Source organism: Scandinavium tedordense (assembly GCF_024764965.1).
Taxonomy (GTDB): domain Bacteria; phylum Pseudomonadota; class Gammaproteobacteria; order Enterobacterales; family Enterobacteriaceae; genus Scandinavium; species Scandinavium tedordense.
On the sequence record NZ_JALIGG010000046.1, the window covers coordinates 80,747 to 93,426 of the forward strand.

Below are 12,680 nucleotides of genomic sequence, written 5' to 3' on the forward strand. Positions count from 1 at the left end.
TCTCAGGCAGAGAGGGTGGCGGCAGAATTAATGCCAGCAAAAGTGATGGATGACTTGGGTAATTAACTCGCGAGTCGGTTTAATGAAGCGTGTTTCGAGGTATTCATCTGGCTGATGCGCCTGATTGATGGAACCCGGCCCGAGCACCAGCGTCGGACACAGTGTCTGAATGTATGGCGCTTCGGTGCAGTAGTTCACCACTTCGGTTTGCGTGCCGAGCAGTTTTTCCACCACCTGAACCAGCTGATGATCCGGCGGGCACGCGTATCCTGGGATCGGCGGATGCAGATCGGACACCGTCAGGCGGCCCGGCCATTTTTCACTGATTGGCGCCAGCGCGTCGGTGAGCAGCCCGTTGAGATCGTCGAGCGTCATACCTGGCAGCGGACGAATATCCATATGCAGTTCGCAGCAGGCGCAGATACGGTTAGACGCATCACCGCCATGAATGGCGCCGAGATTGAGCGTCGGGTACGGCACCGCAAACGCATCGTAGTGGAAACGTTCTTTCAACGAGTCGCGCAGCTGCATGATGCGGCCAATGGCATCGTGCATCAGCTCGATGGCGTTTACGCCGCGATCCGGATCGCTCGAGTGTCCGGATTGCCCCAATACGCGGATGGCATTGGAAATATGGCCTTTGTGGGCGCGCACCGGTTGCAGGGACGTTGGTTCACCGATGATGGCGCAGTCCGGACGCAGCGAGGTGGATTCTGAGAAATAACGTGCGCCCGCCATGCTGGTTTCTTCGTCAGCGGTGGCCAGAATGTAGAGCGGTTTTTTCAACTGTGTCACGTCGACGTCGCGCAGCGCGTCGAGAATAAAGGCGAAGAAACCTTTCATGTCGGCGGTGCCGAGGCCATACAGCTTGTTGTCGTGTTCGGTCAGGGTGAACGGATCGCGCGTCCAGCGGCCATCATCAAACGGTACTGTGTCTGTGTGGCCCGTCAGTAACAGCCCGCCCGTGCCGTGTCCGATGCTGGCCAGCATGTTGAATTTATGACGCGTGCCTGGGACCGGTTGGATCTCAACGGTGAAGCCAATCGTGGAGAACCAATCCGCCAGCAGATTGATTAAACCTTCATTACTTTGATCAAGGGATTCTTCGGTGGCACTGATGGACGGTGTGGCGATCAATGCGCGGTAGATCTCGATAAATGGCGGTAAATTGTTTTTCATTGTTGACACACCTTAGGTCATGATAGTATCAATATTCATGCAATATTAGTGAATAAAAATACATTATCGTTGAGCATAAAGGAACCCGATGTTGAATACGCTGATTGTAGGCGCAAGCGGTTATGCAGGCGCTGAGCTGGTGAGTTACGTAAATCGTCATCCGCATATGAACATAACCGCTTTGACGGTCTCAGCGCAAAGCAATGATGCCGGAAAGTTAATTTCTGATCTGCACCCGCAGCTGAAAGGCATTGTCGATTTGCCACTACAGCCGATGTCCGATATTCGCGAATTTTCCGCGGGCGTGGACGTGGTGTTCCTCGCGACGGCCCACGAAGTGAGCCACGATCTGGCCCCACAGTTCCTCGATGCGGGCTGCGTGGTATTTGACCTTTCCGGCGCGTTCCGCGTCAACGATGCTGATTTTTATCAGAAATATTACGGCTTCACGCACCAGCATCCGCAGCTGCTGTCGCAGGCGGTGTACGGCCTGGCGGAATGGAACGGTGACAAAATCAAAGAGGCGAACCTGATTGCGGTCCCGGGTTGTTACCCGACTGCGGCACAGTTGTCGCTTAAACCGCTGATCGACTCCGGGCTGTTAGATCTTTCACAATGGCCGGTGATCAACGCCACCAGTGGCGTGAGCGGGGCAGGGCGCAAGGCTGCAGTTTCGAACAGCTTTTGCGAAGTCAGCCTGCAGCCTTATGGCGTATTCAACCACCGCCACCATCCGGAAATTACCACTCACCTGGGCGCAGAGGTGATTTTCACTCCGCATCTCGGAAACTTTAAACGCGGTATTCTGGAAACCATTACCTGTCGTCTGAAGCCGGGTGTAACCCATGCGCAGGTCGCGGATGTTTTCCAACAGGCGTATGCGAATAAACCGCTGGTGCGTCTGTATGACAACGGCGTTCCGGCCCTGAAAAACGTGGTCGGCCTGCCATTCTGCGACATCGGTTTTGCCGTTCAGGGTGAGCATCTGATTGTGGTCGCCGCAGAAGATAATCTGCTCAAAGGCGCGGCGGCTCAGGCCATGCAGTGCGCGAACATTCGTTTTGGCTTTGCCGAAACCCAGTCTCTTCTTTAATGGATACCTGATGATGAATCCTTTAATTATCAAACTCGGTGGTGTGCTGCTGGACAGTGAAGAAGCGCTGGAGCGTCTGTTTACCGCGCTGGTGCATTATCGTGCGGAGCATCAACGCCCGCTGGTTATCGTGCACGGCGGCGGCTGCGTGGTGGATGAGCTGATGAAACAGCTGAATCTGCCCGTGACGAAGAAAAACGGGCTGCGCGTGACGCCTGCCGATCAGATTGACATCATCACTGGTGCGCTGGCGGGTACGGCGAACAAAACGCTGCTGGCGTGGGCCAAAAAACATCAGATCGCGTCTGTGGGCCTGTATCTCGGCGACGGCGACAGCGTGACGGTTTCTCAGCTTAATGAAGAACTGGGGCACGTGGGTCTGGCGCAGCCGGGCTCACCGGCGCTGATTAATACGCTTCTGGCAGGCGGTTTCCTGCCGGTAGTGAGCTCTATCGGTGTGACCGAAGAAGGTCAGCTGATGAACGTTAACGCTGACCAGGCCGCGACAGCACTGGCGGCGACGCTCGGTGCGGACCTGATTCTGCTCTCCGATGTGAGCGGGATCCTTGATGGTAAAGGACAGCGCATTGCCGAAATGACGGCGGCAAAGGCGGAGCAACTGATCGACCAGGGCATCATCACCGATGGCATGGTAATCAAAGTGAATGCCGCGCTGGATGCCGCCCGCACGTTGGGTCGCCCAGTGGACATCGCGTCATGGCGTCACGCCGAACAGCTACCATCGCTGTTTAACGGCACGCCAATCGGCACGCGTATTCTGGCTTAATATTCTGTGCCGGATGGCGCTCCGCTTATCCGGCCTACGTGGGTTATATAGGCCCGGTAAGCCTCGCGCCACCGGGAAAAAATTTCATTATTAAGGAAGCATGTTATGGCACTTTGGGGCGGGCGTTTTACTCAGGCAGCAGATCAGCGGTTCAAACAGTTCAACGACTCTTTGCGCTTTGACTACCGTCTGGCGGAGCAGGATATTATTGGCTCTGTGGCCTGGTCTAAAGCGCTGGTGACGGTTAACGTATTAGCCGCGGCGGAACAGCAGCAGCTAGAAGAAGCGCTTAACGTATTGCTCGAAGAAGTGCGTGCGAATCCGCAGCAGATTCTGGAGAGCGACGCGGAAGATATTCACAGCTGGGTGGAAGGTAAACTTATCGACAAAGTCGGCCAGCTGGGGAAAAAACTGCATACCGGACGTAGCCGTAATGACCAGGTGGCGACCGACCTCAAACTGTGGTGCAAAGACACCGTGACTGAGTTGCTGAGCGCCAGCCGCCAGCTGCAGGCCGCGCTGGTGGAAACCGCGCAGCAAAACCAGGATGCGGTGATGCCGGGTTATACCCACCTGCAACGCGCGCAGCCGGTGACCTTTGCGCACTGGTGTCTGGCCTATGTCGAAATGCTGGCCCGTGACGAAAGCCGTTTGCAGGACACCTTGCGTCGTCTGGACGTGAGCCCGCTGGGCAGCGGTGCGCTGGCCGGTACGGCGTATGAAATCGATCGTGAACAGCTGGCAGGCTGGCTGGGCTTTGCATCGGCAACCCGCAACAGTCTGGACAGCGTGTCCGACAGGGACCACGTGCTGGAGCTGCTGTCGAACGCCTCCATCGGCATGGTGCATCTGTCGCGTTTTGCAGAAGACCTGATTTTCTTTAACTCCGGTGAAGCGGGCTTTGTGGAGCTGTCTGACCGCGTGACGTCGGGCTCTTCCCTGATGCCGCAGAAGAAAAACCCGGATGCGCTGGAGCTGATCCGCGGTAAATGCGGCCGCGTGCAGGGCGCGCTGACGGGTATGATGATGACCCTGAAAGGTCTGCCGCTGGCGTATAACAAAGATATGCAGGAAGACAAAGAAGGGCTCTTCGACGCGCTGGACACCTGGCTCGACTGCTTGCATATGGGCGCGCTGGTGCTGGACGGTATTCAGGTGAAACGCCCGCGTTGTCAGGAAGCGGCGCAGCAGGGTTATGCCAACTCGACCGAACTTGCGGACTATCTGGTCGCCAAAGGCGTGCCGTTCCGTGAAGCGCACCATATTGTGGGGGAAGCGGTGGTGGAAGCCATTCGTCAGGGCAAACCGCTGGAAGTGCTGACGCTGGCAGAGTTGCAGAAATTCAACGCAGTGATTGGCGACGATGTTTACCCGATTCTGTCGCTGCAATCGTGCCTCGATAAGCGTGCAGCTCAAGGCGGTGTATCGCCGAAGCAGGTTGCGCAGGCGATTAAAGATGCGCAGGCCCGCCTGCTCTGATCATCGCCGAGTAAAATGCCGGGTGACCTGGCCTACAAAGATCAGCCCAACCGCAAGTTGGGCTTTTTTATGCAAAAAAAACGGACCACGGGGTCAGCAACGTTCACGTTGGCTTTTGTTATTCATATCAGAGATAAACTCTAAACGGGCCTGTGGTTTCAAGGGCTTGTGAGGTACCGCCTCGTTTATGTGGAGTATTATTGACCACAACACTTGATAGGGATAATCGTTCATTGCTATGCTATCTATCGCCATGAACTATCGTGGCGATGGAGGATGGATAATGAATATTCGTGATCTTGAATACCTGGTTGCCTTAGCTGAGCATCGTCATTTTCGCCGTGCGGCGGATTCCTGTCACGTTAGTCAGCCGACGTTAAGTGGGCAGATCCGTAAGCTGGAAGATGAGCTGGGCGTAATGCTGTTGGAGCGTACCAGCCGTAAGGTGCTGTTTACGCAGGCAGGATTATTGCTGGTGGATCAGGCGCGCACCGTGCTGCGCGAGGTAAAAGTGCTCAAGGAAATGGCGAGCCAACAGGGCGAAGCGATGTCCGGACCGCTGCATATTGGCCTGATCCCCACCGTGGGACCTTACCTGTTACCGCAGATTATCCCTATGCTGCATCAGACGTTCCCGAAACTAGAAATGTATCTGCACGAAGCACAGACTCATCAACTGCTGGCGCAACTCGACAGCGGTAAGCTCGACTGTGCAATCCTGGCATTGGTTAAAGAGAGCGAAGCCTTTATTGAGGTGCCGCTGTTCGATGAGCCGATGATGCTGGCTATTTACCAAGATCACCCATGGGCGAATCGCGACCGCGTGCCGATGTCTGATCTGGCCGGTGAAAAGCTGCTGATGCTGGAGGACGGGCACTGTCTGCGCGACCAGGCGATGGGTTTTTGCTTTGAAGCGGGGGCGGATGAAGATACACATTTCCGCGCCACCAGTCTGGAGACGCTGCGCAATATGGTGGCAGCTGGCAGCGGCATAACACTGTTACCGGCGCTGGCTGTACCGCCAGAGCGTAAACGTGATGGCGTGGTTTATCTGCCGTGCATTAAGCCGGAGCCTCGTCGTACCGTCGGTTTGGTTTACCGTCCAGGGTCACCGCTGCGCAGCCGCTATGAGCAGCTGGCAGAGGCCATCCGCACTCAGATGGATGGCCATTTCGATAAACCGTTAAAACAGGCGGTTTAAGCCGTTCAGCGCGGCAACCCGATAGGCTTCCGCCATGGTCGGGTAGTTAAAGGTGGTGTTAACGAAGTACTCGATGGTGTTACCACCCCCTTTTTGCTCCATTATCGCCTGGCCGATATGAATGATTTCGGCCGCGCGCTCGCCAAAGCAGTGTATCCCCAAAATTTCCTTGGTTTCCCGATGGAACAGGATCTTCAGCGTTCCCACATTCATTCCGACAATTTGCGCCCGCGCCAGGTGCTTAAACTGCGCCCGACCGACTTCGTAAGGCACTTTCATCGCCGTCAGCTGCTGTTCGGTTTTCCCGACAGAACTGATTTCAGGGATGGTGTAGATGCCCGTTGGAATGTCTTCAATCAGGTGCGCGGTGGCTTCGCCTTTGACCAGCGCCTGGGCAGCAATTCGGCCCTGATCGTATGCCGCAGAGGCCAGACTCGGGTAACCGAGTACGTCGCCAACTGCATAGATATGCGGAATGGCGGTCTGGTACATGCTGTTCACTTTCAGCTGACCGCGGCTGTCGGTTTGCAGGCCGATGTTTTCCAGCGCCAGGCTGTCGGTGTTACCGGTACGTCCGTTAGCGAACAGTAAACAGTCGGCTTTGAGCTTTTTGCCGGACTTCAGGTGCATGATCACGCCGTCGTCCATCCCTTCAATTTTCTCGTACTCTTCATTGTGGCGAATGACCACGCCGCTGTTCCAGAAGTGATACGAAAGGGAGTCTGACATTTCCTGATCGAGGAATGCCAACAGGCGATCACGGGTGTTGATCAAATCAACTTTGACCTCCATTCCGCGGAAGATCGATGCATATTCGCAGCCGATCACTCCGGCACCGTAGATGATCACGTGACGAGGTTCATGGTGCAGGCTGAGAATGGAGTCGCTATCGTAGACGCGCGGATGCGAGAAATCGACGTCGTCCGGACGATAAGGACGCGAGCCGCAAGCGATGATGAATTTCTCCGCCGTCACCGTTTCGACCGAGCCGTCATGGCACTCGAGCGCGAGAGTGTGCTCATCAACAAAGTGGGCGTCGCCCTGCAGAATTTCGCAGTGGTTACGTTCGTAGAACCCCTGGCGCATCCGCGTCTGCTGGTTAATCACGCTGTCGGCATGGTTGAGAATGTCGGCGAATGAAGAACGAAGTAGTCGGGTATGGTCGCTGTAGAGAGGATTCTGGTTGAATTCGATAATGCGGCTTACGGCGTGACGAAGCGCTTTCGATGGGATGGTGCCCCAGTGGGTACAGCCACCACCGACGTTGTGATAACGCTCGATGACGGCGACACGGGCTCCTTGCTTAACCAGCCCCATTGCAGCGCCTTCGCCGCCCGGGCCAGAACCAATTACTATTGCATCATAATCGTAGGTGTGTGGCATGGTAAGGCTTACCTGTTCTTATACATAAAAGCAACAGAATAGTAACATCATTGCCCCGATAACCCAATTATCGTTGTGCTTTTTTCACACTGGAGAGCACAAACCGCCCGTAAACAATCATTCACAAAGCACCTCAAACAGATTAGTTTTAATCTCTGGTATAGTGCCGACAAGGCAGATGGAAGGATTCAGACATTGTGATGGGCGTTAGAGCGCTACAAAAAGAAAAAACCCGGCGTTCGCTGGTGGAAGCAGCATTCAGTCAACTGAGTGCTGAAAGAAGTTTTGCCAGCCTGAGCCTGCGTGAAGTTGCGCGAGAGGCGGGGATTGCGCCGACTTCTTTCTATCGTCATTTCCGCGATGTGGACGAACTCGGGCTGACCATGGTCGACGAAAGCGGGTTAATGCTACGTCAGCTTATGCGTCAGGCGCGTCAGCGTATTGCCAAAGGTGGCAGCGTTATTCGCACGTCTGTGTCGACCTTTATGGAGTTTATCGGCAATAACCCCAACGCATTCCGCTTACTGCTGCGTGAACGTTCTGGCACCTCTGCGGCGTTTCGTGCCGCCGTCGCACGTGAGATTCAGCACTTTATTGCGGAACTTGCTGACTATCTGGAAATCGAAAACCATATGCCGCGCGCCTTCACTGAAGCGCAAGCCGAAGCGATGGTTACCATCGTATTTAGTGCAGGTGCAGAAGCACTGGACGTCGGCCCTGAACAGCGTCGGCAATTAGAAGAGCGACTGGTATTGCAGCTGCGGATGATTTCTAAAGGCGCGTATTACTGGTATCGCCGTGAACAAGAGAAAGTGCATACCATTCCGAAAAACGTGAAGGATGAGTAATGAAACAGACAGGTCAAGACAGAGGTACGTTGTTACTGGCGTTGGTCGCTGGTTTATCCATTAATGGGACATTTGCTGCACTGTTCAGCTCCATCGTACCCTTTACCGTATTCCCCTTGATTGCGCTGGTGCTGACGGTGTACTGCCTGCATCAACGTTACCAAAATCGCACCATGCCGGTTGGGCTGCCAGGGCTTGCCGCCGCGTGTTTCATCCTCGGGGTACTGGTTTACAGCACCGTCGTTCGTGCGGAATACCCGGACATTGGTTCTAACTTCTTCCCGGCCGTGCTGTCGGTGATTATGGTGTTCTGGATTGGTTTCCGGATGCGTAATCGTAACGCTGAAATCACGGAATAATACGGATGAGCCCTCTCAACGAGAGGGCTAAAAGGCAGGATTACTTCTTCGTCAGCCAGACCCCGCACTCCATGTGATGGGTGTACGGGAACTGATCGAACAGCGCCAGACGCTCAACGTTATGCGTTTGGCCTAATGTTTCCAGATTCTTACATAACGTTTCTGGATTGCAGGAAATGTACAGAATACGCGGGTACGCCTGCACCATCTTCTCCGTTTCGCTGTCCAGCCCGCTGCGCGGCGGATCGACGAAAATCGTTTCACACTGATAGCCTTTCAGATCGATACCCTGCAAACGGTTGAACTCGCGAACGCCGTTCATCGCTTGGGTAAACTCTTCCGCTGACATACGAATAATTTGTACGTTATCAATGTGGTTAGCCGCAATGTTGTACTGTGCGGCCGCTACGGAGGGTTTCGCAATTTCGGTCGCCAGCACGCGGTCAAAGTTGCGTGCCAATGCCAGCGAGAAGTTACCGTTGCCGCAGTACAGCTCCAGCAAATCCCCTTTCGAATTTTCAGTGGCATTCAGCGCCCATTCCAGCATCTGAATGTTCATCGCCGCATTCGGCTGAGTGAAGCTGTTTTCCACCTGACGGTAAATCATTTCCCGTCCGCCGACCGGCAAACGTTCATCAATAAAGTCCTGATCCAGCGCAATTTTGGTTTTCGTCGCGCGGCCAATCACATGCACGTTCAGGTTGGCGGCGCGTAACGCGTCACGCAGTACCGTGGCAGCGACCTGCCATGCGTCATCCAGCTTCTTATGATAAAGCAGCGACACGATGGCCTGATTGCTCATGGTGGTCAGGTAATCAATCTGGAACAGCTTGTGACGCAGGACTTTCTCGCCCTTCACACCTTCCAGAATGGCTTTCATCAGCGCGTTAATCAGTTCGCTGGCCGCCGGGAAGGTATCGACACGAATGCGCTGCTTCGTCGCCTGGTCGAAGATGATGTGATAGAGGTCGTCGCCGTCGTGCCACATGCGGAATTCTGCACGCATACGGTAGTGACTGACAGGTGAGCGGAACACCTCCGGCGCAGGCGCATTGTGTGGCGCCATCATGCTTTGCAGGCGGACAACTTTCTCTGCTAGCTGGGCCTCGTACTGTTCTGTCGGCAGGTGTTCGGGGGTCATGATGCTTCCTGAAAGAGATAAATAACGCGGCGATTGTAGGGAATGCTCACAGGATGTCCAGCCCTTGATAGCCAAGGGAGATGATTAGCAGTCTGGACATCTGCATGTTACTGAATGTAGCATCCTGTTTCCGGTCTTGTGAGTTAAAAGGGAATCCAGTGTAAATCTGGAGCTGACGCGCAGCGGTAGAGTAAGGCGAAATGAGAGCGTAAGCAGACACTGCCGGTAGGTGGGAAGTCATCGTTTCATTGCCCCGATTAGGTTTGGGGAGCCTTCTAGCCCGAAGACCTGCCGGAGTACGTCGCAATGGATCCTCATCATCGCGAGCTACTGATGAGACCAGCGGCATCCTTCTTATTTATTGGATGCTTTTAACAATGATTAAAAAAGCTTCGCTGCTGACGGCGCTCTCCGTCACAGCTTTTTCTGGCTGGGCGCAGGATAGCAGCTCAGACACGATGGTCGTCACGGCAAACCGTTTCCAACAACCTGAAAATACGGTGCTGGCACCAGTCAGCGTCGTTACCCGACAGGATATCGATCGCTGGCAATCAACCTCTGTTACCGACGTGATGCGTCGTCTGCCCGGTGTGGATATCGCGCAAAATGGCGGGCTCGGACAAAGTTCTTCTTTATTTATCCGCGGCACCAACTCCAGCCATGTGCTTATTCTGGTGGATGGCGTGCGTCTGAACCAGGCGGGCGTCAGTGGTTCATCAGATTTAAGTCAGTTCCCGATTAGCCTTGTGCAGCGTATCGAATACATCCGTGGGCCACGCTCGGCGGTGTATGGCTCTGACGCGATTGGCGGTGTGGTTAACATTATTACGACCCGTGAAAAAGACGGCACCACGTTGAATGCCGGTGTGGGCTCGAACGGCTATCAAAGCTACAACGGCAGCACCCAGCAGAAACTGGGGGACAACACCCAGGTGACGCTTTCCGGCGACTACACCTATACCAAAGGCTACGATGTTGTGGCGGACAGGAATACCGGTGGCCTACCGCAGACAGACCGTGATGGCTTTATGAGTAAAAGCCTTTACGGCGCGCTGGAGCATAACTTCTCTGATGAATGGAGTGGTTTTGTACGCGGCTACGGTTATGACAACCGCACGGCTTATGACAACTCTCCTTATATGGGTGTGCTCGTTGATACTCGCAAGCTTTACAGCCAGACCTGGGATGCGGGAGTGCGCTTTAATAACGACATCTTCCACTCGCAGCTGACCTCCAGCTATAGCCACAGTAAAGACTACAACTACGATCCGCGTCTGGGGCGTTACGACTCCACGGCGACGCTGGATGAAATTAAACAGTACAACATGCAGTGGGCCAACTCGGTGGACGTCGGCCACGGCAACATTGGCGCGGGCGTTGACTGGCAGAAGCAAACTACGGAGCCTGGCACCAACTACCTCACTGAGGGTTACGAACTGCGTAACACCGGTCTTTTCCTGACGGCATTACAACAGTTCGGTAAGTTCACCTTTGAAGGGGCGGTTCGTGGCGATGACAACTCGCAGTTTGGCGATCACGGCACCTGGCAGGGCAGTGCGGCCTGGGAATTTGTCGACGGCTATCGTTTCGTGGCGTCTTATGGCACCGCGTTTAAAGCACCGAACCTGGGCCAGCTGTATGGCTACTATGGCAATGAAAATCTCGACCCTGAAGAGAGCAAGCAGTGGGAAGGGGCGTTTGAGGGCCTAACGGCGGGCGTCAACTGGCGTGTATCCGGTTACCGCAACGATGTCGATAATCTGATTGATTATGACTACAACCTGAATCAGTACTTCAACGTGGGCAAAGCGCGCATTAAAGGTATTGAGGCTACGGCATCGTTCGACACCGGTCCGTTATCACACACCCTGAGTTATGACTATCTCGACGCCCGCAATGCGCAAACCGATGAGTTGTTGTTGCGTCGGGCCAAACAGCAGGTGAAGTACCAGTTAGACTGGAAGGTATATGACTTTGACTGGGGCGTGACGTATCACTACCTGGGCACCCGTTATGACACTGCGTTTGATCCGAGCACTTATACGTCAGAGACGGTCAAAATGGGGGGTGTCAGCCTGTGGGATCTTGCCGTTTCATATCCGGTCACCTCTCATCTGACAGTTCGTGGTAAAATCGCCAACCTGTTCGATAAAGATTACGAGACAGTTTATGGCTACGAAACTGCAGGACGGGAATACAACTTGTCTGGCAGCTACACCTTCTGATCCACGTCCCACCGTCCTGGTGTTTGATTCCGGGGTCGGTGGGTTGTCGGTTTATGATGAGATTCGGCACCTGCTGCCGGATCTTCATTACATCTACGCTTTCGATAACGTTGCCTTTCCTTATGGCGAGAAGAGCGAAGCCTTCATCGTCGAACGTGTGCTCGAGATAGTCACCACGGTTCAACAGCGTTATCCCCTCGCCCTGGCGATCATCGCCTGCAACACGGCAAGTACCGTTTCACTTCCTGGTCTGCGCGAAAAATTCGCTTTTCCTGTGGTGGGGGTGGTACCAGCGATTAAACCGGCAGCACGTCTCACGGCGAACGGTGTGGTTGGGTTGCTGGCGACGCGTGGCACGGTAAAGCGTCCTTATACACGTGAATTGATCGAGCGCTTCGCGAATGAGTGCCATATTGAAATGCTGGGTTCAGCGGAGTTGGTGGAACTGGCGGAAGCGAAACTGCATGGCGAACCGGTACCGCTCGATGAGCTGCGTCGTATCCTGCGCCCATGGCTAAGAATGCCTGAGCCGCCAGATACTGTCGTTCTGGGGTGCACGCATTTCCCTTTATTGCAGGATGAGCTGCTTGTAGTCCTGCCGGAAGGTACGCGGCTGGTAGATTCAGGCGCGGCAATTGCACGCCGAACGGCCTGGCTGCTTGAACATGAAGCGCCTGATGCCAAATCTTCAGATACGAATATCGCTTTCTGTATGGCGCTGACAGCAGAAACAGAACAACTTTTCCCCGTTTTGCAGCGTTATGGCTTTGAAAGACTCGAAAAGCTGTCTGTTTAGTAGTCATTTGAGTAAAAAAGAGACGGTTGAAAAGTTTTTTGCAAACAGGGCTTGTCAACGTCTCAGAACTCCCTATAATGCGCCTCCACTGACACGGAACAACGGCACGCTAGCCGCCGGGTCAGAAGGGTTTCTCAGGAAATCCTGACAGAGAAAAGCGAAAATAAACGCTTGACTCTGAATGAGGAA

Annotated in this window: 10 protein-coding genes, 1 pseudogene and 1 riboswitch; of the genes and pseudogenes, 8 read left to right on the forward strand and 3 right to left on the reverse strand. The window is 54.4% G+C overall.

The features are described from left to right. Positions 1 to 27: 27 nt before the first annotated feature. Positions 28 to 1,179 (reverse strand): acetylornithine deacetylase, encoded by a 1,152-nt coding sequence (argE, locus tag MUU46_RS02140; RefSeq protein WP_159761570.1) that lies wholly within the window; start codon positions 1,177 to 1,179, stop codon positions 28 to 30. Between the two features lie 88 nt (positions 1,180 to 1,267). On the opposite strand from argE, the gene argC reads away from it, so the two are divergent. The 4 genes from argC (at position 1,268) to oxyR (ending at position 5,739) form a co-directional block, all read left to right on the forward strand. Continuing rightward, positions 1,268 to 2,272: an N-acetyl-gamma-glutamyl-phosphate reductase gene (gene argC, locus MUU46_RS02145; RefSeq protein ID WP_258964636.1), complete on the forward strand. Its 1,005-nt coding sequence runs from the start codon at positions 1,268 to 1,270 to the stop codon at positions 2,270 to 2,272. Positions 2,273 to 2,282: 10 nt separating this feature from the next. Further along, positions 2,283 to 3,059: an acetylglutamate kinase gene (argB, locus tag MUU46_RS02150; RefSeq protein ID WP_258964637.1), complete on the forward strand. Its 777-nt coding sequence runs from the start codon at positions 2,283 to 2,285 to the stop codon at positions 3,057 to 3,059. 105 nt (positions 3,060 to 3,164) lie between these two features. After that, entirely contained in the window at positions 3,165 to 4,538 is a 1,374-nt protein-coding gene (argH, locus tag MUU46_RS02155) for an argininosuccinate lyase (protein ID WP_258964638.1), read from the forward strand. A 283-nt stretch (positions 4,539 to 4,821) separates the two neighbouring features. Continuing rightward, entirely contained in the window at positions 4,822 to 5,739 is a 918-nt protein-coding gene (oxyR, locus tag MUU46_RS02160) for a DNA-binding transcriptional regulator OxyR (protein ID WP_159761566.1), read from the forward strand. Here the strand turns inward: oxyR and sthA are convergent. Beyond that, complete coding sequence (sthA, locus tag MUU46_RS02165) at positions 5,722 to 7,122, reverse strand: Si-specific NAD(P)(+) transhydrogenase (protein WP_258964639.1); 1,401 nt, start codon at positions 7,120 to 7,122, stop codon at positions 5,722 to 5,724. The genes oxyR and sthA overlap by 18 nt on opposite strands. Positions 7,123 to 7,319: 197 nt before the next feature. On the opposite strand from sthA, the pseudogene fabR reads away from it, so the two are divergent. Together fabR and MUU46_RS02175 are read left to right on the forward strand one after the other, a co-directional pair. After that, a pseudogene (gene fabR / locus MUU46_RS02170) lies at positions 7,320 to 7,966 on the forward strand (HTH-type transcriptional repressor FabR). A 3-nt stretch (positions 7,967 to 7,969) separates the two neighbouring features. Further along, positions 7,970 to 8,329: a YijD family membrane protein gene (locus MUU46_RS02175; protein ID WP_159761563.1), complete on the forward strand. Its 360-nt coding sequence runs from the start codon at positions 7,970 to 7,972 to the stop codon at positions 8,327 to 8,329. Between the two features lie 40 nt (positions 8,330 to 8,369). Here the strand turns inward: MUU46_RS02175 and trmA are convergent, their stop codons facing one another. Continuing rightward, positions 8,370 to 9,470 (reverse strand): tRNA (uridine(54)-C5)-methyltransferase TrmA, encoded by a 1,101-nt coding sequence (gene trmA / locus MUU46_RS02180; protein ID WP_258964640.1) that lies wholly within the window; start codon positions 9,468 to 9,470, stop codon positions 8,370 to 8,372. Positions 9,471 to 9,584: 114 nt separating this feature from the next. Next, positions 9,585 to 9,780: riboswitch (cobalamin riboswitch) on the forward strand. A gap of 67 nt (positions 9,781 to 9,847) precedes the next feature. Here trmA and btuB point away from each other — a divergent pair. Then, positions 9,848 to 11,695, forward strand: coding sequence for a TonB-dependent vitamin B12 receptor BtuB (gene btuB / locus MUU46_RS02185; protein ID WP_258964641.1), 1,848 nt, complete (start codon positions 9,848 to 9,850; stop codon positions 11,693 to 11,695). Further along, positions 11,640 to 12,491 carry a glutamate racemase gene (murI, locus tag MUU46_RS02190; RefSeq protein WP_258964642.1) on the forward strand — a complete coding sequence of 284 codons (852 nt, stop codon included), beginning with the start codon at positions 11,640 to 11,642 and terminating at the stop codon, positions 12,489 to 12,491. Before btuB ends, murI begins: the two co-directional genes overlap by 56 nt. Positions 12,492 to 12,680: the final 189 nt, after the last annotated feature.

Coding starts and splice junctions, on each gene's coding strand:
- argE (WP_159761570.1), bottom strand. CDS start 1,179: ATGAAAAACAATTTACCGCCATTTATCGAGATCTACCGCGCATTGATC.
- argC (WP_258964636.1), top strand. CDS start 1,268: ATGTTGAATACGCTGATTGTAGGCGCAAGCGGTTATGCAGGCGCTGAG.
- argB (WP_258964637.1), top strand. CDS start 2,283: ATGATGAATCCTTTAATTATCAAACTCGGTGGTGTGCTGCTGGACAGT.
- argH (WP_258964638.1), top strand. CDS start 3,165: ATGGCACTTTGGGGCGGGCGTTTTACTCAGGCAGCAGATCAGCGGTTC.
- oxyR (WP_159761566.1), top strand. CDS start 4,822: ATGAATATTCGTGATCTTGAATACCTGGTTGCCTTAGCTGAGCATCGT.
- sthA (WP_258964639.1), bottom strand. CDS start 7,122: ATGCCACACACCTACGATTATGATGCAATAGTAATTGGTTCTGGCCCG.
- MUU46_RS02175 (WP_159761563.1), top strand. CDS start 7,970: ATGAAACAGACAGGTCAAGACAGAGGTACGTTGTTACTGGCGTTGGTC.
- trmA (WP_258964640.1), bottom strand. CDS start 9,470: ATGACCCCCGAACACCTGCCGACAGAACAGTACGAGGCCCAGCTAGCA.
- btuB (WP_258964641.1), top strand. CDS start 9,848: ATGATTAAAAAAGCTTCGCTGCTGACGGCGCTCTCCGTCACAGCTTTT.
- murI (WP_258964642.1), top strand. CDS start 11,640: ATGGCTACGAAACTGCAGGACGGGAATACAACTTGTCTGGCAGCTACA.